This is a genomic window from Pseudomonas sp. TH15, assembly GCF_016651105.1.
In the GTDB taxonomy this organism is placed as follows: domain Bacteria; phylum Pseudomonadota; class Gammaproteobacteria; order Pseudomonadales; family Pseudomonadaceae; genus Aquipseudomonas.
The window spans coordinates 4,714,140-4,733,570 of sequence record NZ_JAEKEL010000001.1 but is presented as its reverse complement, the minus strand read 5'-3'; the positions used below and the strand labels follow the sequence as shown (position 1 = coordinate 4,733,570).

Annotated in this window: 22 protein-coding genes and 2 pseudogenes; 6 read left to right on the top strand and 18 right to left on the bottom strand. The window is 60.2% G+C overall.

What is annotated here, in order from left to right; genetic code table 11:
- Positions 1 to 6: 6 nt before the first annotated feature.
- The 15 genes and pseudogenes from JFT87_RS21330 to JFT87_RS21260 form a co-directional block, all read right to left on the bottom strand.
- The gene (locus JFT87_RS21330; protein WP_201204353.1) at positions 7 to 2,361 is read right to left on the bottom strand and encodes a TonB-dependent receptor; all 2,355 of its coding nucleotides are present in this window, start codon (positions 2,359 to 2,361) and stop codon (positions 7 to 9) included.
- 128 nt (positions 2,362 to 2,489) lie between these two features.
- Positions 2,490 to 3,563, bottom strand: a complete 1,074-nt coding sequence (locus JFT87_RS21325; RefSeq protein WP_201204352.1) for an AraC family transcriptional regulator — start codon at positions 3,561 to 3,563, stop codon at positions 2,490 to 2,492.
- 42 nt (positions 3,564 to 3,605) lie between these two features.
- Positions 3,606 to 4,223, bottom strand: coding sequence for a glutathione S-transferase C-terminal domain-containing protein (locus tag JFT87_RS21320; protein ID WP_201204351.1), 618 nt, complete (start codon positions 4,221 to 4,223; stop codon positions 3,606 to 3,608).
- A 13-nt stretch (positions 4,224 to 4,236) separates the two neighbouring features.
- Complete coding sequence (locus JFT87_RS21315; protein ID WP_242487288.1) at positions 4,237 to 5,217, bottom strand: ABC transporter substrate-binding protein; 981 nt, start codon at positions 5,215 to 5,217, stop codon at positions 4,237 to 4,239.
- A 324-nt stretch (positions 5,218 to 5,541) separates the two neighbouring features.
- A pseudogene (locus JFT87_RS21310) lies at positions 5,542 to 5,720 on the bottom strand (DUF2986 domain-containing protein).
- Between the two features lie 32 nt (positions 5,721 to 5,752).
- Positions 5,753 to 6,079, bottom strand: coding sequence for a phosphotyrosine protein phosphatase (locus tag JFT87_RS21305; protein WP_201204349.1), 327 nt, complete (start codon positions 6,077 to 6,079; stop codon positions 5,753 to 5,755).
- Positions 6,076 to 6,270 carry a hypothetical protein gene (locus JFT87_RS21300; protein WP_201204347.1) on the bottom strand — a complete coding sequence of 65 codons (195 nt, stop codon included), beginning with the start codon at positions 6,268 to 6,270 and terminating at the stop codon, positions 6,076 to 6,078. The genes JFT87_RS21305 and JFT87_RS21300 overlap by 4 nt, the downstream gene beginning before the upstream one ends.
- Positions 6,271 to 6,375: 105 nt before the next feature.
- Positions 6,376 to 6,699, bottom strand: coding sequence for a gamma-glutamylcyclotransferase (locus tag JFT87_RS21295; protein WP_201204344.1), 324 nt, complete (start codon positions 6,697 to 6,699; stop codon positions 6,376 to 6,378).
- 67 nt (positions 6,700 to 6,766) lie between these two features.
- Positions 6,767 to 7,675, bottom strand: coding sequence for an alpha/beta fold hydrolase (locus JFT87_RS21290; RefSeq protein ID WP_201204337.1), 909 nt, complete (start codon positions 7,673 to 7,675; stop codon positions 6,767 to 6,769).
- A 193-nt stretch (positions 7,676 to 7,868) separates the two neighbouring features.
- Positions 7,869 to 8,354: a GNAT family N-acetyltransferase gene (locus JFT87_RS21285; RefSeq protein ID WP_201204336.1), complete on the bottom strand. Its 486-nt coding sequence runs from the start codon at positions 8,352 to 8,354 to the stop codon at positions 7,869 to 7,871.
- Between the two features lie 363 nt (positions 8,355 to 8,717).
- Complete coding sequence (locus JFT87_RS21280) at positions 8,718 to 9,044, bottom strand: isochorismate lyase (protein WP_201204335.1); 327 nt, start codon at positions 9,042 to 9,044, stop codon at positions 8,718 to 8,720.
- A gap of 35 nt (positions 9,045 to 9,079) precedes the next feature.
- A complete protein-coding gene (locus JFT87_RS21275; RefSeq protein WP_201204334.1) occupies positions 9,080 to 9,631 on the bottom strand; it encodes an AAA family ATPase in 552 nt (183 codons plus the stop codon).
- Positions 9,632 to 9,668: 37 nt separating this feature from the next.
- Entirely contained in the window at positions 9,669 to 10,745 is a 1,077-nt protein-coding gene (locus JFT87_RS21270) for an NAD(P)/FAD-dependent oxidoreductase (RefSeq protein WP_201204333.1), read from the bottom strand.
- Between the two features lie 66 nt (positions 10,746 to 10,811).
- Positions 10,812 to 11,012, bottom strand: a complete 201-nt coding sequence (locus JFT87_RS21265; RefSeq protein WP_201204332.1) for a PLD nuclease N-terminal domain-containing protein — start codon at positions 11,010 to 11,012, stop codon at positions 10,812 to 10,814.
- 238 nt (positions 11,013 to 11,250) lie between these two features.
- On the bottom strand, positions 11,251 to 12,141 hold the full coding sequence (locus JFT87_RS21260; protein WP_201204330.1) for a LysR family transcriptional regulator: 891 nt from the start codon (positions 12,139 to 12,141) through the stop codon (positions 11,251 to 11,253).
- 110 nt (positions 12,142 to 12,251) lie between these two features.
- Here JFT87_RS21260 and JFT87_RS21255 point away from each other — a divergent pair, with 110 nt between their 5' ends.
- The 6 genes and pseudogenes from JFT87_RS21255 (at position 12,252) to JFT87_RS21230 (ending at position 17,612) form a co-directional block, all read left to right on the top strand.
- The gene (locus tag JFT87_RS21255; RefSeq protein WP_201204329.1) at positions 12,252 to 13,259 is read left to right on the top strand and encodes a zinc-binding alcohol dehydrogenase family protein; all 1,008 of its coding nucleotides are present in this window, start codon (positions 12,252 to 12,254) and stop codon (positions 13,257 to 13,259) included.
- Between the two features lie 52 nt (positions 13,260 to 13,311).
- Positions 13,312 to 14,496, top strand: coding sequence for an L-dopachrome tautomerase-related protein (locus JFT87_RS21250; protein ID WP_201204328.1), 1,185 nt, complete (start codon positions 13,312 to 13,314; stop codon positions 14,494 to 14,496).
- 62 nt (positions 14,497 to 14,558) lie between these two features.
- Positions 14,559 to 14,867, top strand: a complete 309-nt coding sequence (locus tag JFT87_RS21245) for a putative quinol monooxygenase (protein ID WP_201204327.1) — start codon at positions 14,559 to 14,561, stop codon at positions 14,865 to 14,867.
- Between the two features lie 327 nt (positions 14,868 to 15,194).
- Positions 15,195 to 15,893, top strand: coding sequence for a hypothetical protein (locus JFT87_RS21240; RefSeq protein WP_201204326.1), 699 nt, complete (start codon positions 15,195 to 15,197; stop codon positions 15,891 to 15,893).
- A 98-nt stretch (positions 15,894 to 15,991) separates the two neighbouring features.
- A complete protein-coding gene (locus tag JFT87_RS21235; RefSeq protein ID WP_201204325.1) occupies positions 15,992 to 17,119 on the top strand; it encodes a saccharopine dehydrogenase family protein in 1,128 nt (375 codons plus the stop codon).
- A gap of 2 nt (positions 17,120 to 17,121) precedes the next feature.
- A pseudogene (locus JFT87_RS21230) lies at positions 17,122 to 17,612 on the top strand (DUF2269 family protein).
- Here the strand turns inward: JFT87_RS21230 and JFT87_RS21225 are convergent.
- The 3 genes from JFT87_RS21225 to JFT87_RS21215 are packed head-to-tail and all read right to left on the bottom strand — an operon-like array spanning position 17,596 to position 19,371.
- Positions 17,596 to 18,072: a thiol-disulfide oxidoreductase DCC family protein gene (locus JFT87_RS21225; RefSeq protein WP_201204324.1), complete on the bottom strand. Its 477-nt coding sequence runs from the start codon at positions 18,070 to 18,072 to the stop codon at positions 17,596 to 17,598. The pseudogene JFT87_RS21230 and the gene JFT87_RS21225 sit on opposite strands and share 17 nt — an antisense overlap.
- 50 nt (positions 18,073 to 18,122) lie before the next feature.
- Entirely contained in the window at positions 18,123 to 18,863 is a 741-nt protein-coding gene (locus JFT87_RS21220) for a hypothetical protein (RefSeq protein ID WP_201204323.1), read from the bottom strand.
- Positions 18,793 to 19,371 carry a hypothetical protein gene (locus JFT87_RS21215; RefSeq protein ID WP_242487286.1) on the bottom strand — a complete coding sequence of 193 codons (579 nt, stop codon included), beginning with the start codon at positions 19,369 to 19,371 and terminating at the stop codon, positions 18,793 to 18,795. Before JFT87_RS21215 ends, JFT87_RS21220 begins: the two co-directional genes overlap by 71 nt.
- Positions 19,372 to 19,431 lie beyond the last annotated feature (60 nt).

The following is a 19,431-nucleotide window of genomic DNA, read 5'->3' as shown; positions in this document are numbered from 1 at the left end:
GTGTCCTCAGAAGTCATAACGCAGGGTCACGCCGGCGGTGCGCGGCTGGCCCGGCGAGGCGGTGTAAAGGCCGTTGGAGCCACTGCCAACAGCCAGGTAATACTCTCGATCGAAAGCGTTTTTGACCCACAACGAGGCGTCCAGCAAACCGTCGCCGTAGTCCACGCGTGCACCCAGCGAGAAGTTGGCGAGGCCGTAACCGTCGATCTTCGCCAGGTCAGAGTTGTCGAGCGTGCCTTCGCTGGCCGAGCGATAGGCGTAACTGCCGGTGGCGTAGGGTTCGATGCGGTCGATGCGTGGCCATTTGTATTCGCCGTTGACGTTACCGATCCAGCGCGAGGCGCCGGCCACGCGCTGGCCGCTCAGGTCACAATTGGTTTGTCCCGGATTTTCTGCGGGGCAGGGCGCGTCTTTGAATGACAGGTAGGTCACGTCGTTGAACGAGCCGTTGACGTTCAACGTCAGGCCGCGGACCGGTACGGTGGTCGCTTCGAACTCGACGCCGCGCGAGCGCACGGTGCCGGCGTTGGTCAGCAACTGGTAACCGGTCAATGAGCCGGGCGGCTGGTAGTAAGTGGTGGCTTGATAGCCGTTCACGCCGGTCCAGAACACGTTGGCATTGAGTTGCAAGCGCTGGTCGAACAGCTGACTTTTTATGCCCAGCTCTGCATCGTTCGCCCGCTCCGGGCCGACCAACAACGACTCGGCGCCAGCGCTTGGCGCCGAGCCGACCGCAAGGTTGACGCCGCCGGATTTTTCGCCGTGCGACAGCGACGTGTAACCCAGCACGTCATCGCTGAAGTGATAACTCAAACTGGCCAGAAACGACGGCGCCGCGTTATACAGGTGCAAATCACCAGTGTCATAAGCGCCGACCTGGCCTGCACGTATGGCGTTGCCGTCGACCACGCCCGGTATCACCACCGGCGCGCCACCACCCACAGGAGCAAAGCGCTTCACGTTGGCTTCTTTCTCTTCATAGGTGCCACGTATGCCGGCGCCGAAATCCAGGCGCTGCGTCAGATGCCAGGTGCCTTGGGCAAACAGCGCGAAGCTCTCGGTGTCGATCTTGCCGTTGACCTTGCTGTTGACGTTGTTGAGTGCATTGAGATTGGCGCCAATCAGGTTGAGGTCCGCCAGCGGCCCGAGATTGGTGAAGATGCGATTACCGAGGTCTTGCTTGAACGCATAGGCGCCGACCACGTAGTCGAAGAATTCGCCTTTGGGTGAGGCCAGACGCACCTCTTGGGAGAACTGACGGTCGTGGACTTCGTAGCCGAAGTCGTTGATCACCGGGACTTCCAGTTGGTCGGCGTCGTTGGCCGGGTTGAAGTGCCAGCTGCGGTAAGCGCTGATCGAGGTCAGCGTATAGCCGCCGGCTAGGTTCCAGTTGGCTTCGACGGAACTGGCGTTCTGGTGCACGCTGACGTTTTGCCGGCCGTCGATGTTGCTTTCGCCCACCTGTGGATTGGCCCCGACCAGTGCCGCGCGGCGCCAGAACAACGGCCCGGCGCCATAAATCACGCTGCTGCCGCTGCTGGAATTTTCCGTGTTGTATTCGTTGATCCAGCGCAGGCTGAAATCATCGTTGGGTTTGAACAGCAATTGTCCGCGCAGGCCTTCGCGCTCGCCGCCGAGCAGCGTGCGGTCGTCATGGCGATTGTTCAGGTAGCCGTCATCGCGGGTGCGATAGAACGACAGGCGAGCGGCGAGGGTATCGGTCAACGGCCCGGACACCGTGCCTTTGCCCTGAAAGTAGCCATCCTGACCGCCCGACACTTCGAGGCTGCGCTCGGGCGTGAACGTCGGGCCACGGGTGGTGATGTTGAGCACGCCGGCCGTGGTGTTCTTGCCGAACAAGGTGCCTTGCGGCCCGCGCAACAGCTCCAGTTGCTCGACATCAAGCATGTCGAAAGCGGCCATGCCGGGGCGGCCGAGATAGACGTTATCCAGATAAATCCCGGCACTGCCTTCCAAGCCATCACTGGCCGGGTTGTTGCCGATCCCGCGTACCGCAAAACTGGAAACGCGGGCGTGTACATAGGCGACGTTGACGCTGGGCAAGGCCTGTTGCAGATCCTGAATCTTGTAGATGCGCTGGCTTTCCAGGTTGGCGCCGCTGAGGGTGGTGATCGGCGTCGGCACGTCCTGCGACTGTTCCTCGCGACGGCGCGCGGTCACGGTGACCTGTTCGAGCCGGGGCGCCGAGTTGTCGGCCTGAGCTGACGTCGTTGCAGACGATTCACTTTCATCAGCGGCGAAGCTCTGGGTCGAACAGAGGACACCGGGCAGCGCCAGCCATAAGGAAAAGCTCAAGGGCTTGAGGCGATGGGCCGTGGTGGCCGAGTAACGTAAAAGCATGGACGCAGAGCTCCTTTTATTGCCGCGCGACGCTATCCGTCGGGCTCGGTAGGAGTGCCATGCTAGAGCGTGTGATGAAGGGAAAGGGGCCTGCGCGGACAACCTGTAGTCCGTCGCAGACAAGTGATTCAAACCGCGATTGACAGCGCTCGCTCGGCCGCTAAAACAGCGGGCCGAGGCACGTAGCGTTCAGGCTGCAACGGCACATCGTCACGGCGCCATTTGCCGGGACTTTCGCCGGTCCAGCGACGGAACGCGCGATTGAAACTGCTCGGCTCATTGAAACCCAGTCGATAGCAGATTTCGTTGATCGAACATTCGGTCTGACGCAGGTAACTGAACGCGAGTTGCCGGCGGCAATCGTCGAGCAAGGCCTTGAAGCTGGTGTCGTGTTTGAGCAAGTGCCGATGCAGGTTGCGCACGCTCATGCCGAGGTCATCGGCGACACGACTTTGCTGAACTTCGCCCAGTGGCAGGTCACGGATAATCGACCCGCGAACCCGCTCCGGCAGGTTCAAGCGTCGTTGCCGTTGCAGGTAATCGTTGAGCACGCCGTCCAGTCCCTGGGCCACGGCGTGATTGGCCGTGGTCAGCGGCGCATCCAGCCAGCGGTTGCTGTATTCGATGGCGTTTTCGCCGGCGTCGAAGCGGATCGGGCAACCGAGCAAACGCGTCCAGCGCTGTGGATCTTGCGGAGCAGGGCGCGCCAATTGCACGCCCTGCACGATGGGCAGATCCACCCAGGTTTGCCGGGTGAAGCGCACCGCGCAGGCAATCGACGCTTCGGTGGCGATCTGCTCCACCTCGGCGCCGACAGCCACGCCGTAAACCATGCGCGTGGTGTGCGGGCCACGTACCAGACTCATCGCCGCCGACGTGGTGATCACTGCGGCGTACCGGACGCCGCGCTGCAACGCTTCGATCACCGTCGCGCTACTTTGCGCGGCAAAGAACAACCCATGAAAGTCCGTCGGATAACTGTACTGCGCCACTTGCAGGCCAAAGCATTCGTCATCACTGATGCGCCGCGCCGCGCGCCAGAACGCACTCATGGCCGTGAGTGCGATGCGCTGGTCGGGATCATGCAGATGACAACGACTGATACCGGCCTCGTGCAGCAGCGGGGCGGCGTCGATGCCCTGTGCTTCCAGCGTGCGGGCGATGACCTGGGCCCAGGTGGCGATGGTATCGGTGCTTGGCATGGTGATTCTCCGGCGTGCGCGGTTATCCGTCCTCGGGGTGACTCAGGCGAGGCCTTCGGCGGCCAATGTCTGCACCACCGATTCACGGGCGCGGAAGCGACCGAGCGCAGCTTGCAGCGCAGGGAAATCGTCGAGTACACCGACGCGTGCGCTCCAGCCAAGGAACACGCCGAGGTAGGCGTCCGCCACGGTGAAACGATCGCCGACCAGATACTCGGTCTGCGCCAGTCGTGCTTCGATCGGCTTCAGTGCGTTGGTCAGTTGTTCCAGCGCTCGCTGGCGAATGCCCGGGAATGCCGCTTCGTCAGCGCTGTAACGCTCGGGCCGATTGATCGGGCGAAACGCGCCGACGTGTACTTCGGTCGCGACGTAACCGAGCCAGCCTTGAATCTGCGCGCGCTCGACCGAGCCTGCCGGTGCGAACAATTCTGTGCCGGGTTTGAGATCTGCGAGGTACGGCAGGATCGCGGTGTTCTCGGTGAGCAGCGTCTGATTATCCAGCAACAGCGCCGGCACGCGACCGGTCGGGTTGATCTGGCGATACGGCGAGTTCGGGTCGCCGAGGGTCACGCGCTCGACGTTGATCGGCAGTTGCAATTCGTGAATCACGACATGGGCCGCGAACGAGCAGGCACCGGGAAAAATGAACAGGGTGGTCATGGAGAGTCCTTGTTTAGCGGCTGGCTTGTGGGGTTTGCGAAGCGCTGTTGGTCTGCTGCAGCGCAGCCTCGATGAAGCGCGGTTCGGCCCAGCTCTTCACGTCGAACCCCTTGCGAATCAGCTTCGCGCTGAGCGCCAGATCGACGCTGCGCTGCAAGTTGTCGAGGAACGGCGCGTCGAGTTGCGGGGCGAAAATCTTCACCAGCGATTGGTCTTTGGCATCGGTGGTGAGGATGTCTGCTGGAAAGCTGGCGAGTTTGGAAACGAGGTTGATGTAGTCCTGTTTGTGGTCGTCGTTGCGCAACCAGGTGATTGCCGGTTGCTGCGCCTTGATCAGCCGCGCGACGAGTTCCGGGTGCGCATCGACGAAAGCGCCACGTCCCAACAGCACCGCTTGCATACTGCCGGCGCCATCAAGGTCGACGGTGGTCAGCGGCAGCTCCGCGAGGCCGCGCGCCTTCAGTGCAATCACCCCGGCGCCGGACCACGTGGCGTCAATCTGCTTGGCGGCCAGTGCCGCGTTGGCGGCGTTGTAATCGAGGTTGACCACTTTGTAGTCGCTCTCTTTCAAGCCCTGATGCGCCAGCGCTGAGGCAAACGAAAGCTGCGTGGCAGTCCCGCGGAAGATCGCCACGCGTTTGCCTTTCAGTGCTTCGAGTGTGGTGATGCCTGAGCCCGGTTGCACCGCGAGATAGAGTTTGACGTCACGCGCGGTCGCGCTGAGCAAACGGGTGTCGAGGCCACCGGCCTTGCCGATGATCGCCGGCAAATCGCCGAGGTAAGCGAAGTCTTCCTGATTGTTGGCCAGTGCTTCGTTGATCGCCGGGCCCGCGCCTTTGAAGAAGTCCCAGCGGATCTTGATGCCGTCTTTCTCAAACTCTTTTTCCAGTGCCTGGCGATCGCGCAGCACATCGACAATTCCGGCGCCGCTGGGCGTCGGGCCAGCGCTGATGTCCGGCACGGCGATACGGATTTCCTTGACCGGATCGGCCATGACGGCACTGCTGACCAACAGGGCAGCGAGGGAAAGCGCGGCTGTGGAGAGGGAGATTCTGCTTAACGACGTCGTTCGAATCACGCGGATGCTCCTGCAAATTCCAGCGAGGTGCCGGATCGAAGGCGCAGATATAGCGACGTGTGGTCAGGGAAATAAAATACTTAAAAATATGTGGTTTATTCGATTGCGGAATATGAGCGGTGGGGCAACGCCTGCGCGTGCAATGCTTTGCAGGCATAAAAATTATGCGGGATTGGCAGAGGCTTTAGAGGGCGCCGTGAATGGTAAAGCGCTGGAGCACTCTATGACGGCAGGGGGTGATCAGCTCTGCACAGAATCCTGCGACTCAGGCGTTTCTTCAGCAGCCAGTTTCGCCCGGTCAGCCTTGCTGATGTATTTAGTTTTTTCGGTGCCAGTTTGGCGCTGGCCTTTTTGGCCTTTTCCTTGAACAACTGCTTTAGCTTTTTTGACGATTCATGTGTTCTGCTCGGTTTGAAAATCTTGAATGAAGGCAGCGATTTGCGCCTGAAGCTTACGCGTTGAGGTAGGGCTTCACGGCATCTTCCAGTATGTCCACCAATTCCGAATCCATGAATTGGTAATCATCAGGAATATCCAGACAGTAAATCCGCTTGTATTCCAGCAACCGGGCGTATCCTGCCTGAAGACGATGCAGGTGTTTGCGCTCCATGACGAAGATTACATCGGCCCAGCGGATATCCGCCGGGCCGATGGGTTTACGTGCGCTTGGGCTAGTGCCCGCCGAGCGAGCATCGAAGCCGGGGCGGCGGCGCCAGATCGCTTCCGCAGTGGGGCTACGCCATTGGTTACGGCTGCAGACGAACAGGAGGTTAGTCACTCTTGATCCAACAGTTGGCGGGTGGTGCGGATGGGATAGCTCATGCCGAGTTGGCGTGCCCTGAGTAGCTTGGCGGCACGGATGTACATCAGCTTCCAGTTCTTTTCTGGCTTGATTTTCAGCGGACGAACCGCTCTGTCACTGCCGTGTTTATTGGCCTGTGAGCATCTCCAGGCGCGGGTTCTTTCCATGGTCATGTCCTCGTGAGTACCGGGTTCAGCAGCCGCGGTAATACGAGTTGGGCGTATGGTAAGCGTGAATCGGGGCAGTGGCTAGGCGGCGAGACCGATTATTGCCTAGCGAAGCGCATACACATAAGCGTCAATGACCGCACCGTCCGCCAATGTCACTGGGGTCAGAACCCGCTGGTACTCAGCCCCTTCAAACGCGTCGAGGTCGACCCAGTGGGCGGGGAAGTTTTCCGATGAAAATACGAAGCCCTCGATAACGTCGCCATCATCCGCAATGACCAGCCCCGGAAAACCCATTTCTGCGCCCCAGCCCGCCTGAGTCAGGCGACCCTTGAGCGAGGCCGGTTGCCACGTACCGCCAATGTTCAGCATGAGATGCTCATTCGGGCGCCCTGGGCCCAGGGTTCCATAAACGAATAGACGCTCCACGTTCGCTCCTTCCGATCAAAAGAGCGGAATCCTGACGCATGGCGCGGGACGAGGCAACGGCAAATCCTCACATCGAGATAAAGTCTCGAACGGCTTTGATCGTCGGCACCGGCGCTTCTTCCATCAGCCAATGGCCGGCCCCCGGCACCACGACTTCCGTGACCGTGTCTGCGGCATTGCGCATCACGATAGCTTCGTTGTTGCCGAAGGACTTTTCACCGCCGACGGCCAATACCGGCATCGTCAGTCGCGTCTTCATCGACGCCTCATTGTCCACGGCATCCTGACGAATGCTGCGGAACTGCGCGAACGCCGCACGCATGGCGCCGGGCCGGGCGTAGAGCTTGGCGTAATGCTGGCGGGTGGCTTCATCCACTTTGCCGGGATCACCTGCGAACTCATTCCAGAAACGATCCAGGTAAATACGCTCACGACCGGCGACCAGACGTTCGGCATCCGGCCCGCCAAAGTCGAAATGCCAAAGCATCGGTGAGCGGACAATCTCGTTCCAGGGAGGGATGCCCGGCACCGGCGCATCCATCACCACCAGACGATCGGTTCGCTGCGGGTAACGCGCGGCGTAGGCGAAGGCGACCATGGTGCCAATGTCGTGGCCGATCACCACCGAATGCTCAATACCCAATGCGGCCAACACCCCACGGATATCGCCGCCCTGGGTCTTCTTGTCGTAGCCGCTGTCCGGGATCGACGACAAGCCCATGCCGCGCAAGTCCGGCACCACGACGGTGTGGTCCTTGGCGAGGTCGGCGGCCAGTGGCGCCCACATGTCACCGGTGTCACCGAAGCCATGCAACAGCACCACGGCTGGGCTTTTGCCTCCGACGCGCACATGCATCGTGACGCCTTCTACGGAGATGTCCTGAGTTTTGAAGGCGGCGGGGAAGGGCGTCACCTCGGCCTGTGCCGGCAGACTTAGGGCGAGCAAGGTAAGAGCGGTCAGCAGCGGGCGCGTCATGTCGATGGCTCCAGGCGGGGGCGGTGGAGTGAGCGTAGACGTATCCGCAAAGTCCGACAGCGCGATCAGATTCACACGTCTTTATCGGCCGTGCGTTCTCCTCCTTCATCGCGGCCTTGTGCGCCAGGTTAATGGCTTGGTTAGGGCTGCTCGGGAGGCCTGCGCCGGAAGACCCATCTCCAAAGCCTGCGGGTCATGACAAGCGCAGGCCCATCTCGATGGCGCGGTGCTCGAAGCCGAACTCCGCGTAAATCCGTATGGCGCGTTCGTTGAACGGCCAGACGGTCAGTCGCAAATCCTGAGCGTCATGCTCGATGGCCCAGTCCTTGACGCGTTGTATCAGCCCGCGACCAAGGCCTTTGCCCCAATACGGCTCGGCGACGCACACCGAACCAATCCGCACGACATTCTGCGGCTGCATCAGCGGCCCGGAGCTGGCCGACAGGTTGGCGGTAATGAACGCAGCGGCCTGACCGTCAACGGTGGCGATAAACGCCACCTGACCCGGCTTCTCGAAAATACCGGACCAGTGCGGCAAGTCACGTGAATAGTCTTCGGTGGCGGCCGCGTAGATGTCGGGGCGGGCGTCGTGGTGTACCGAGTTGAGCAGTTGGCCCAACTCACACATGGTCAGGGCATCTTGCGCCGTGGCGATTCGGTACTTAATAGCTTCATCCATGCTGGATAAGTCTCCTTGGGTTGGGGTAGAGCCACGCCAGGCTACCATGCAGGTCGCTGACCATCAGTTCCGGAACCAGTTTGTTGCGTTCGAGCATGAGAAGACTTCCATTTCGAATTTAATCGGCCGTCGCGAGGTACGCGGTTGTTCACTCCAGCCATTCAAGTCCGAGACGGGCGGGCACCAGATGAGCTGCAGGGTTTCACCGATGTGCAGCGTGTCGCTGCGATCAAAGTACGCACAGGTCGTTTGACCTGCGCGCGGCACAATGTCCGCGAGGTGGATAGTTGGAGCACTGTAGTCAATGCCTTGATCGAGGGACCAGAACATCGGGCAGTAGATTTTCATCGTTGAGTGCTCGGTCTACTCAGGGGAGGCCGATTGAAGCGCCGTCCAATGTTTCATTTCTTCAGCAATGAAATGGTTGACCAGATCACTGTACATTTTCTCGATGGCATCCGGGTTCAGGCCCTCGGCTTCGGCCCATTCGCGACGGGTCGCCAGCATGGCCTTGAAGCGATCAGGCGCCCGCACCGACGTCGCCGAGGTCTTGAATTTCGAGGCCGCCAGCACGTACTGAAAACGCTGGCCCAGCAACTCGATTACGGCCTGATCAAGGCGATCGATTTCGCGGCGAATGTCCTGCATGTCCGCGCAGTCGGCGGGCTGTAATTGCTTGAAGACGTCCATGTGCATTCTCTTTTAGTTGTGGATGGACAGGTTTTTCAGCTGGCCAGCGGCGGCCTGACAGCGGCTTGCGGCCCCATTGAAAGGCCTTCCAGAAATGCTGAAATCTGCCGCGCCGTGCGCAGGTGAATTACCGGGATCTGCGGGCTGATGGTCTGGCGCATGGCCTCAATGCCGGGGCGGTTGACGCGATCGAAATGCCACACGTATTTCAGAAACTGCAGAAATGCTTTGTCCAGTCGCTCGGCGCAGCCTGCCGGAAGATCTGCTCGCGGCCGGTTCAGCGCGCTGCGCAGCATGACCCGTTTCATGCAGATGACGCGGGGCGTATCCAGCCAGATCACAAGCTCGGCACGGGGCAGGCGCAGGTCGAAGGTTCGCCGCGAATAATTGCCTTCGCAGACCCATGCATCCGACGCGATGGCGTGTTGGACCCGCGCACGAAAGGCTTCGTTATCCGGCTCAACCCAATCGGGCTCCCAGAACAGGGGATCGAGGTGGACCACCTTCAAATCCAGGCGTTGGCCAATGGCTCGGGCGAGGGTGGATTTTCCACTGCCCGAGTTGCCCAGAATCACGATGCGCTGCATGTGCAAGTCCCTTGCTGAAAACGTGCGCAAGTGTAAATCAAACACTTTTCGATTTTTCCAGGAATCGTTGCGGACTGCACGGCACCAGCGCCGCAGCGAGCGTCCCGCCGACAATCTCTTCGCTAACCAGATGTCCCACCGTCGCCGCCAGCGTGACGCCGGGATGCATGACGCACACGTAGACGCCACCGATGCCGGGCAGATAACCGACGATGGGCACGCCGTCTTCAGGCATGGGCCTGAGCCCGATGCACGCGGTCTCCGGTTCCATGGTGGAGACTGCGCGAAGTTCGCTCTGAATGGCTTTGGCGGTTTGCCGGGCGATGGCCATCGGCTGATGCTCGGGCGCATCGCTCAAGTAGTCTTCTGCGGCCAGCAATGTTCCATCGGCGCCTTGGCGTACTTCTATGGCAGGGCTGGAGATGATGCCGTTCACCAGGTTAGCCCGAGCCTTGTAGCGGATGAATATCGCCGGGGACTCTGCAAGCGGCAGGCTGATGTTGAGCATTGCCGCCAGAGGGCGGGTGCCGGTGCCCGCCGCGAGAATCACCGTATCGGCGGCGATGCAGCCTGCAGCGGTCTCGACACCGGTCACAGTGGAATTGTGCGTTGTGAAACCCGACACCGTTGTCTGCGTCAGTAGTTTCGCGCCAAGTGCCTGAGCGGTGCTGATCAGCACATGGGTTGTCTGTACCGCGTCCAACGCACCTTCTTCGGCTTTGTAAAAAGCTTGCTGGGGAGGGTGTTTGAGGTTCGGCTCAAGGCGTTGAATCTCGGCGCGCGACAATAGCGAAGCCGGAAGCGACTGAGCGCAGGCCTGCATAACTTCTTCGGAATAGGACAGCGCGCCCGTCCAGCGGATTTGCAGCGCCGGCAGTTCTGTCTCGAGGCGGTGGTAGGCCTCTATGGCCGTACCGCGCAACTGCGCGATCGGATCGGGCCCGGGGTGGGTGGCGTTGATCCATGCAAACGAACGCCCGGTCACGCCGCTCGCCACCTCTCCAGCCTCGATCACCGTAACCTGCGCACCTTTCGCCGCCAGGTGATACGCCAGCGAGGCGCCGACAATGCCGGCGCCAATGACCACGACGTGTTTGTTTGCTCCCTTGCCCATACCCGCTACCTCCGTGTTGTCGACCGATGACGGTACTACAACCGGAAGTAGTGGTGCTCGGCAATATCAGGCAGGCCCATGACTGACGTGCTTGGGTCCCGCCAATGCCCACGCAATAAGGCCGAACAACGGTACAAACACGATCAGCACGATCCACACGCCTTTGTTGCTGGATTTCCCCTCGCTCTTGCGCACCCGATTGATGGCCCAGAGCTCGATAAGCAGAAGAACTGCCGCCAGTACGATCCACACGGTTTCGATATGCATTGGCTACCTCCTGATGGTCTATGCGTTAGGTGGCGTGTAGTGCGGTGGGTTCATTTCTTTTTGTGCAGGGCCTTGAATGGTCTGGCCTGATCCTGCGCCACTTGACGGCTGGCGAGCGCCGACGGCAGTTGTCTGAAGGGATGCCGAATATGCGGTTTTCGCGCACGGCGCGCAGTTGTGACAGCCGCAGATCACGGGGCAACAGATAACGTTTTGAGGGGAGCTTGATCTTGCGATTTCAGATTCGCTCCAGCGCGGCAAACTGAGCACTCAACCACGCATAGAGCTGAGACACCGCTGGGGTAATCTGCTTGCGATGCGGGCACACCAGACTCAACGGCGAGGCCTCGCCGGGATAATCCTTGAGCAGCACGATCAGTCGTCCCGCATTCACGTCCGCACTGACATCCAGCCATGATTTGTTGGCGATGCCTTCGCCGTCCAGGGCCCAGCGCCGCACAACATCGGCGTCGTCGCTGAACAGCGGCCCCGAGACCTGGAACGTCGCGCCGCCAAGGCTCCACTTATCGTAAACCCGGCCGCTCTGCAGATAGAGCAGGCAAGGGTGATTGCGCAAATCGTCCGGTGTTTGCGGCTGGCCGTGACGCTGTACATAGTCCGGCGAGGCGACCAGCACGCGGCGATTCCACGGCGCTAGCGGCAACGCAACGTAGTTGGCATCCTCGTTCGCGCCGTATCGAATGGCCACGTCCACCGGGTCGCGAAACAGGTCGACCATCTGGTCCGACAGAACGAAACGCAAGGTCAGTAGCGGATGCTGGCGACGAAACTGGGTCAGCCACGGCAGCAGAATATTGCGCCCCAGATCTGACGGTGCCGTCACTTGCAACACGCCGCGCAACGTGGCGTTTTCACCGCGCAGGTTGTCCCTGCCTTGCTTCAGCGCCTCCAGCACCGAGTGGGCGGTGGGCAAGTATTGCTCGCCCTCGGCGGTCAAACGCAGGCTGCGCGTGGTGCGCGCGAACAGGCGCACGTCCAGTTCGCGCTCCAGACGCTTGATAGCGGCGGCGACCTGGCCGGGCAACAAGTCGGCCTCAAGGGCGGCTGCGGTGAAGCTACCGAGCGCGGCGCTGCGGGTGAACAAACCTAGATCATCGATGCGGATCATTTTCACTCCTGCAGTGAAAGTGTTGGCGCATTCTGCTGGTTTTTCTTTGTGCATGGGAAGTCGAAGATGGCGGCAAGTGAGCACGTCAACTCTTCAGACAGCGAGTTTCCATGAAAGCCATCACCTTTACGCAACACGCTTTGCCCATTGATGATCCGCAAGCATTGATCGACATCGATCTGCCAGTGCCCACGCCTGGCCCGAGGGATCTGCTGGTGGAAGTGCGCGCAGTTTCGGTCAATCCGGTCGACACCAAAGTCCGCGCTGGCACTTTCACCAAAGAACCAAAAATCCTCGGCTGGGATGCGGCCGGCATTGTTCGCGAGGTCGGTAGTGAAGTGACACTGTTTCAGCCGGGCGATGAAGTGTTCTATTCGGGCTCGATTGCGCGTTCCGGCAGTTACAGCGAATTCCATTTGGTGGATGAGCGAATCGTCGGGCACAAACCACGCTCGTTGAGTGCAGCCGATGCGGCGGCGTTGCCGTTGACCTCGATTACCGCTTGGGAATTGCTCTTCGAGCGCCTCGGTATCGCCGAAGGCTCGGGGCAGGGCAAGTGCCTGTTGATCACCGGCGCGGCGGGCGGCGTCGGTTCGATGCTGGTGCAACTGGCCCGCCAGTTGACCCGGCTTACCGTGATCGGTACCGCCTCGCGCAAGGAAACTGCTGACTGGGTTCGGCAGTTGGGTGCGCATCACGTCATCGATCACAGCCAGCCCATGCTCGCTCAGTTGCAAGCACTGGGCGTGACCGAGGTTGATTATGTCGCCAGCCTGACGCACACCTCGCAGCACTTTTCGCAACTGATCGATGTGCTTCGACCACAGGGGCGTCTGGGTGTGATCGACGATCCCGACAGCCTCGATGTGATGCCGCTCAAGCGCAAATCGCTGTCGCTGCATTGGGAATTGATGTTCACCCGTTCACTGTACGAAACCGAGGACATGATCAATCAGCATCACCTGCTCGATCGCGTCAGCGCTCTGATTGACCAAGGCATTTTGCACACCACCGTGGGCGAACATTTCGGCGCGATCAACGCGGCGAACATGCGCCGTGCCCATGCGTTGGTCGAAAGCGGCAAGGCCCGAGGCAAGATCGTTCTCGAAGGTTTCTGACCTAACTCATTCATTCAGACGGGCCTGCTGGCGGGCCTGTCAGGAGCTGCTCATGCGTATGAAAACCCTTCCCGCAGTCATGGCGATGGTCTTGGCCGCCACATTCACGGTGCCGTTCGCTCATGCAATCAACGCTGTTGCCTTGCCGGCTGATGCACCGGCCGACCGCTCTTTCGGCAAGCTTGAACAGGTGCATGCGTTCTACGATGCAATGCCCACCGGCGTGACGGTCACCGAGACGGGGCGGATCTTCGTCAACTTCCCGCGTTGGGGCGACAACGTGCCGTTCACCGTGGGCGAGATCCGCGCTGGCAAGGTCGTGGCCTATCCGAACGCGGCGATCAACCAGGAGAATCCAAGCGACCCGAGCGATGGCCTGATCAGCGTGCAAAGCGTGGTGGCCGATGGTCGGGGCCGTGTCTGGTTGCTCGACACGGCAGCGCCGGGCTTTGCAGATCCGAAACCCAAAGGCGCGAAACTGATGGCGGTGGATCTGGCTACCAACAAAGTCGTCAAACGCCTGGTGTTCCCGGACCACGTCATGTTGCCCAGCACCTACGTTAACGACATGCGTTTCGACTTTCGTACTGGCGCGCAAGGCACGGTCTATCTCACCGATTCTTCATTGCGCGGCCCCGGCGCGATCATCGTCATGGACATCGCCAGCGGCCATGCGATGCGCCGTTTGAGCGGAGTGCCGGCGACCTCGGTTGACCCGACATTTGTACCGGTGGTCGAAGGTTTGCCGGTCACGGTCGAGGCTGCGAACGGCCAGCGAAAACCGCTGGGTGTGGCCTCGGACGGTATCGCCCTGTCGGCGGACGGCAAGACGCTGTACTTCACGCCTTTGTCGAGTCGACATCTGTACTCGGTTTCCACCGCGCTTTTACGCGATGCCAACTTCAGCGAGCAACAACTGGCAGCGGCCGTGCAGGATCTGGGCGAAAAAGGTGCATCCGATGGTCTGGAGGCCGACGCTGACGGCGCGATCTACGCCGGTGATTACGAGCACAACGCGATCCGCAAGCGATTGCCGGATGGCCAGTGGCAAACGCTGGTGCATGACCCGCGCCTGCTGTGGCCCGACACCTTGTCCATCGGCCCGGATGGCTATCTGTATTTCATTGCCAACCAATTTCATCGGCAGGCGGCGTTCCGCTCGGGGCAGGATCAGCGGCAAAAACCTTACAGCCTGCTGCGTCTGAAAATCGACGCGGCGCCGGCGCCGACCCGCTGATTGATCAGCAGCATTGAACCTTGGCGTTTCACTTCAGATTCGCGATTCCGGGAGTATTGAGCATGAGCAAGTCCACAGAAACATTGGTGTCGATTGCGGTACTAAAGGCCAAACCAGGCCAGGAACAGGCATTGCAAGAGGGACTGCTGGCGCTGGTTGAGCCGACGCGCACAGAGCCGGGCAATCTCGACTATGTGTTGTTTGAGCTGCGCGACCAGCGTGGCACGTTCTACATGCGCGAGGCTTTCAAAGACCAAGCGGCACTCGATGCGCATTTCGCCATGCCGTACTTCCAGCACTTTGCGGCCACGGCGGATGACCTGCTGGAAACGCCGCTGCAACTGATATTCCTTGAGCAAGTCTCCAACTGATTCAGTCCTCCGTGCAACCTGTCAGGGTGATCCGGGATGCGCCGCCAAACAATGTAGGAGCTGAGCTTGCTCGCGAAGGCGTTGTGCCTGTTGAGGTAATTTTGGATGTGCTGCCTTCTTCGCGGGCAAGCCTTGCTCCTACAGATTGGGGAACGCCGCCAACAGTGTAGGAGCTGAGCTTGCTCGCGAAGGCGTTGTGCCTGCCGAGGTGATTTCGGATGTGCTGCCTTCTTCGCGGGCAAGCCTTGCTCCTACCGATTGGGGAACGCCGCCAACAGTGTAGGAGCTGAGCTTGCTCGCGAAGGCGTTGTGCCTGCCGAGGTGATGTTGGATGTGCCGCCGTTTTCGCGGGCAAGCCTTGCTCCTACCGATTGGGGAACGCTGCCAAACAGTGTAGGAGCTGAGCTTGCACGCGAAGGCGTTGTGCCTGTTGAGGTGATGTTGGATGTGCCGCCGTCTTCGCGGGCAAGCCTTGCTCCTACAGATTGGGGAACGCCGCCGAACAATGTAGGAGCTGAGCTTGCTCGCGAAGGCGTTGTGCCTGTTGAGGTGATGTTGGATGTGCCGCCGTTTTCGCGGGCAAGCCTTGCTCCTACCGATTGGGGAACGCGGAAAAACAGTGTAGGAGCTGAGCTTGCTCGCGAAGGCGTTGTGCCTGTTGAGGTGATGTTGGATGTGCTGCCATGTTCGCGGGCAAGCCTTGCTCCTACCGATTGGGGAACGCCGCCAAACAATGTAGGAGCTGAGCTTGCTCGCGAAGGCGTTGTGCCTGTTGAGGTGATGTTGGATGTGCTGCCGTTTTCGCGGGCAAGCCTTGCTCCTACCGATTGGGGAACGCTGCCAAACAATGTAGGAGCTGAGTTTGCTCGCGAAGGCGTTGTGCCTGTTGAGGTGATGTTGGATGTGCTGCCGTTTTCGCGGGCAAGCCTTGCTCCTACAGATTGGGGTGGGCGTAACACGGTGTGGGCGCTGGTTGTCGGTGCGTTTTGTAGCCGTCAGTGCTGCCAGTGGAGGGCTTGGTGTTAGTCACCGCAATCCAGAGCGGTTTTTGCCTGTGATAGCTCGCCGACGTTTAGCCCTATATCCTTCACGCCCGTGTGATCGAATTGTTAGGGAAGAATTGCATGCCGTTCAGGGTGATGGTCGTCGGTGGCTACGGAAATTTTGGCAGCATCGTGTGCAGGCATCTGGCGGTCATGCCGGGTGTGGAGCTGTTGCTCTCGGGGCGCGATCGGTTCAAGTTGCAGCGCAAGGTCGATGAGCTGAACAGCCACGCAGGTACGGTCGCCGAAGGCTGGTGTGGCGACGCCATGGGTGCCGAGTTCAAATCCGCGTTGATCTCGCTGAAGATCCAGTTGGTCGTCCATACCGGCGGCCCGTTTCAGGGGCAATCCTTTGCGGTGGCCGAGAACTGCATTGCAGCCGGCGTGAACTACTGCGATCTGGCTGACTGCCGCACGTTCGTCAATGGCATTGGCGTGCTCGATGCTCAGGCGAAACAGGCGGGCGTGGCGATCCTCAGCGGGTGCAGTTCAGTGCCGACGCTGTCGTCCGCGATCATCGATCAGCAGCGTCATCGCTTCTCGCGCATTGATTCGATCGAGCATGGCATTTCTTCATCGGCAAAAATGCCCGGCCTGTCGACGATCGAAGGCGTGCTTGCCTACGCGGGCAAACCGATCAGGCAACTGAAGAACGGCAAGGTGCATGAGGTGCTGGGTTGGCAGGATCTGACCCTGCGCAAGATGCCGCAGATGGGCACGCGCTTGCTGGCTAACGTCGATGTGCCGGACATGGATATATTCGCCGGCCGCTACGGTGCGCACACCCTGAGCTTTAAGGCTGGCGCGGGTCTGAAACTGGGCGGTGTTGCCAACTATCTGCTGGCTCAGGCTCGGCGGTTTGGCCTGGTGAGCGACCATGTTCTGTGGGCCGCACGACTGCACCGCCTGGGCACGCGCTTCGAACGTTTCGGCGATGGCAAAAGCGCGATGTACATCGACGTGCGAGGCATTGGCGTTGATGCGAAACCGTTGTCGATGACCGTGCAACTCACGGCCCTGAATGACAAGGGCCCGGAAATTCCCAGCTGCGCTGCCGTCGCCCTGGCCGCGAAAATGGCTAAAGGGTATGTGCCACAGGCTGGCGCGCGACCCTGCGTGGGCGAAATCACCGTCGATGAATACATGGCGGCCATCAACGACCCGGACAACCTCAGCCTGTCCGTGCAATTTTCTGACGGGCAACGCTGAACATGCTCTATCTGTGCCTGAAGTACTTGCACGTCATCGCGGCGATTTTTCTGTTCGGCTTTGGCATGGGCTCTTTCCTCTACCTGATCGCCGCCAGCCGCACGGCCAACCCGCAAGTGATCACGCATGTGGCGCGCATGGTTGTGCGCTTCGATACGTGGATTACCACGCCGGCAGGCTTTGCGCAGATCATCACCGGTTACCTGTTGCTGAGAGTCTCGGGACTGCCCATGAGCACCGAATGGGTGCTGATTTCGCTGATCATTTTTTCAGCGTTGGCTCACTTTGGTTGCCGGTATTGGTGCTGCAAAAGCGCCTGTACGTGATGGCGTCGAATGCGCAGGTGGCAGGGGGCGAGCTTGATGAAGACTTCCACTCCGTGTACCGGAAATGGTTCTGGATGGGTGTTGTCGGTTTTGTCGGGATGTTTGTGATTGTGCTGATGATGGTGACGAAGCTGACGCCAGCGCAATGGCTCAGCCTGCTGGGGTAACGCTGGAAGGGGCGGCCATTTTCAAGAAACGCTGCTCATGATCAGGATGCGGCAAGAGGCAGGTGTCGTATTTACCGAACAATCGATAGCGATTGCGCGCCACCCGGTCGTAAGCCCAATCACGCAGCGTGCGCGGCACGATACGCAGCCACCGGATGGGTTGCCAGCGGCCACGCAACTGGCCGATGACTTCGAAAAACGCATCCGAACGTTCCCAGTAATGCCGGTCGCGGATCACCGCCATGGTGTCGAACTGATCTACCGGCAAACCGGCCCACGCCAGCAGCGCCTGGCCCTCGGGCGACTGAACGGCCGCCAGGCGCACGCGTCGCTGGCGGTCATGCCGGATCAGAAACCGCGCCCAGCCATTGCACAGTTTGCACACGCCATCGAACAGCACGACGGTCTCGCCGGGTTTAAGCAATGGTGCGGCGGTAGGTCGGCTCTGCGAGGCGGGCATTAGTGTGGGTCCAGGTGAGGCGGGTTATTCGCGATCATAACCGACCGTCTTCAACTGTAGTCGAAGGTGAACAACACCAACCCTTCGACAGGCTCGTAAAACATCACGATCAGGTCGGCACCTGCGGAGCGGTAGTGCCAGCCGGGCACGCTGGCGACGTGGTAAAAACGGTTGCCGGCCGGGCTTAGCGGATAGACATTCGTGTCGCCCTCGTCAGCGTCGATTTCGACGATGTCCATCGGGAACTCGACCGATTCCACCCAGTTCGCCCGGCCATCCACTTCACCCCCCAACTGCTGCACAAACTCGATGGGATTGCTGCTATCCCAATCCATGCGCGCCAGTCTGCCGCTGCGTTTGAAACCCTCGGATGCGGCGGCGAACGCGCTGCGCTGTTCGGCGTAATGTTGCTGCAGATCCGCTCTGGCACCGGGATGCGGATCGGCCAGATCGGCGTTGCCTTCGTGCAGGAAGAAGTAGCGCGGATCACCGCAGAGGCGATAGCGCCCTTGCTCGATCTGAAAGCCGATCCAGTTGGTTTTCAGCAGGTCGCCGTGATAACCATCCCACTCGGTCAGTTCGCCGACAAAAGACTCGTAGGGTTCCAGCGGGCTGAGCATGTGCGCCACGCCCGACCACTGCGCATTGACCTTGCTCAGGTCAATGCTGAACAGGGCGTGCAGATGGTGCGCCAGCTCCGGTTGATCAGCGACAAACACGTCATCGACGTTGGGGAACGGCAGCAGGCCTTCGGGGATTTGGGTGTAGTCGAGGGTTTGGTTTTCGCTCATTCGATACAGTCCTTTGTGGTGTTGGCGTGGCAATGTTGAAGGTGCGCTCAGTGTGAGTCGGTTTTTTTGCGACGCAGCCTGGCGAATCGGATTCAATTCGGATCATGCCCACATAAGCGGAAGGGCCTCCGTCGTAATCCCAACTCACCGGACCACCCACATTCACCAGATCGTAGATGTTGCTTTCGCCCAATACTTTGTAAGTGCGGCGATCGTACAAACGGAAGAAAGCCGGAGATTCCCAAGAGCCAGGCCAAGTCTCAGACACCGTATCGTCGGGGTGAGTGTTGGAATGAAAAAAGCCGGGCAATACCCAGTACGGCCTGAATTGCTGGAGCCAATAGCAACCGTTGGGGCTGAACTGCGGTTCATGGGACGGCTCGGCCAAGGCTTTTTCCCACCATTGCGACGCCATCCATAACGCACCCCACGAGGTGACGCAGAACAGCAACGCCGCGAGGATGGATTTGCCTCGACCGAGATGGCGGGCACTGACAATCCGTTGCATCAAAAGACATCCTGTCGCGAAAAGTCGCCAATTGTGCAGCTTCCGGGTCGACAGGCAAAG

What these genes read in the sequence shown, in the direction of transcription:
- JFT87_RS21285 (WP_201204336.1), bottom strand. Translation starts at nt 8,354, where the DNA reads ATGGATGAAGCTATTAAGTACCGAATCGCCACGGCGCAAGATGCCCTG.
- JFT87_RS21300 (WP_201204347.1), bottom strand. Translation starts at nt 6,270, where the DNA reads ATGGAAAGAACCCGCGCCTGGAGATGCTCACAGGCCAATAAACACGGC.
- JFT87_RS21220 (WP_201204323.1), bottom strand. Translation starts at nt 18,863, where the DNA reads ATGAGCGAAAACCAAACCCTCGACTACACCCAAATCCCCGAAGGCCTG.
- JFT87_RS21315 (WP_242487288.1), bottom strand. Translation starts at nt 5,217, where the DNA reads ATGGCCGATCCGGTCAAGGAAATCCGTATCGCCGTGCCGGACATCAGC.
- JFT87_RS21330 (WP_201204353.1), bottom strand. Translation starts at nt 2,361, where the DNA reads ATGCTTTTACGTTACTCGGCCACCACGGCCCATCGCCTCAAGCCCTTG.
- JFT87_RS21275 (WP_201204334.1), bottom strand. Translation starts at nt 9,631, where the DNA reads ATGCAGCGCATCGTGATTCTGGGCAACTCGGGCAGTGGAAAATCCACC.
- JFT87_RS21280 (WP_201204335.1), bottom strand. Translation starts at nt 9,044, where the DNA reads ATGGACGTCTTCAAGCAATTACAGCCCGCCGACTGCGCGGACATGCAG.
- JFT87_RS21260 (WP_201204330.1), bottom strand. Translation starts at nt 12,141, where the DNA reads ATGATCCGCATCGATGATCTAGGTTTGTTCACCCGCAGCGCCGCGCTC.
- JFT87_RS21250 (WP_201204328.1), top strand. Translation starts at nt 13,312, where the DNA reads ATGCGTATGAAAACCCTTCCCGCAGTCATGGCGATGGTCTTGGCCGCC.
- JFT87_RS21235 (WP_201204325.1), top strand. Translation starts at nt 15,992, where the DNA reads ATGCCGTTCAGGGTGATGGTCGTCGGTGGCTACGGAAATTTTGGCAGC.
- JFT87_RS21325 (WP_201204352.1), bottom strand. Translation starts at nt 3,563, where the DNA reads ATGCCAAGCACCGATACCATCGCCACCTGGGCCCAGGTCATCGCCCGC.
- JFT87_RS21245 (WP_201204327.1), top strand. Translation starts at nt 14,559, where the DNA reads ATGAGCAAGTCCACAGAAACATTGGTGTCGATTGCGGTACTAAAGGCC.
- JFT87_RS21290 (WP_201204337.1), bottom strand. Translation starts at nt 7,675, where the DNA reads ATGACGCGCCCGCTGCTGACCGCTCTTACCTTGCTCGCCCTAAGTCTG.
- JFT87_RS21225 (WP_201204324.1), bottom strand. Translation starts at nt 18,072, where the DNA reads ATGCCCGCCTCGCAGAGCCGACCTACCGCCGCACCATTGCTTAAACCC.
- JFT87_RS21320 (WP_201204351.1), bottom strand. Translation starts at nt 4,223, where the DNA reads ATGACCACCCTGTTCATTTTTCCCGGTGCCTGCTCGTTCGCGGCCCAT.
- JFT87_RS21215 (WP_242487286.1), bottom strand. Translation starts at nt 19,371, where the DNA reads ATGCAACGGATTGTCAGTGCCCGCCATCTCGGTCGAGGCAAATCCATC.
- JFT87_RS21255 (WP_201204329.1), top strand. Translation starts at nt 12,252, where the DNA reads ATGAAAGCCATCACCTTTACGCAACACGCTTTGCCCATTGATGATCCG.
- JFT87_RS21265 (WP_201204332.1), bottom strand. Translation starts at nt 11,012, where the DNA reads ATGCATATCGAAACCGTGTGGATCGTACTGGCGGCAGTTCTTCTGCTT.
- JFT87_RS21270 (WP_201204333.1), bottom strand. Translation starts at nt 10,745, where the DNA reads ATGGGCAAGGGAGCAAACAAACACGTCGTGGTCATTGGCGCCGGCATT.